Source organism: Treponema sp. R8-4-B8, assembly GCF_054786175.1.
Map to the genome: position 1 here is coordinate 1 of NZ_BDHE01000170.1, position 785 is coordinate 785.

The 785-nt window shown below is 44.7% G+C and carries 2 protein-coding genes; both read right to left on the reverse strand.

What is annotated here, in order from left to right; genetic code table 11:
- Window positions 1-401: 5-(carboxyamino)imidazole ribonucleotide mutase (gene purE, locus ACYVRA_RS07670; protein WP_461252147.1), on the reverse strand; the 401-nt coding region annotated here is incomplete at its 3' end.
- A gap of 246 nt (window positions 402-647) precedes the next feature.
- Window positions 648-785 carry a FliG C-terminal domain-containing protein gene (locus ACYVRA_RS07675; RefSeq protein WP_461252148.1) on the reverse strand — a complete coding sequence of 46 codons (138 nt, stop codon included), beginning with the start codon at window positions 783-785 and terminating at the stop codon, window positions 648-650.

A 785-nucleotide genomic window follows, 5' to 3' on the forward strand; every position in this document is an offset into this window, starting at 1 on the left:
GTGTCGTCTCCTGTAGCGAGTATCTGAGCGGCTAAAATTGCCGCGTTATCAGCGCCGTCAATGGCTACTGTGGCGACTGGGATACCGGGAGGCATCTGTACTGTGGCAAGGAGCGCGTCAAGTCCGTCTAATGTCGATTTTATAGGAATGCCAATAACGGGGAGCGTGGTATGCGCCGCAATAACTCCGGCAAGGTGAGCCGCCATTCCCGCCGCCGCAATAATTACCCCAAAGCCGTTTTTTCTGGCATTTTTGGCGAAGTCCGCCGTGCGCTCAGGCGTTCTGTGGGCGCTCATTACATGCGCCTCAAACGGGATACCGAAGTCTTTTAGTTTCTTAAACGCTTTTTCAATTACAGGCATATCGCTGTCGCTTCCCATTACAATTGCTACTTTTTTCATATCCCCTCCTGATTTGATTGATAATTGAATATAACATTTTTTATTGGGACTGTAAATCTTAGGGAAATGTTACAATAAAAACGGAACGCTAGGCAAAAAGGTTAAAAAGCTGGACGCAGTTTGTCACCATGCTTTTCAGCCAGCTGACTGGGGGCGTGAAAAATCACGCGTTAGTTTCTCGCTCTCTAAATTACGCGCAAATGATAAAATTTGAACAAAACTTTGGGGGAAGTCCTGCTTCTGAATTTATTTCACCATCTGTCTAGAGATAATTATTTCTCCTGTCTCCTCAAGATGCCACATAATACCAATAATCTTTCTTTTCGCTTCATTTACATCCTTTAATCGGATAGGGCCCATGTAGTCCATATCTTCAATTAACAT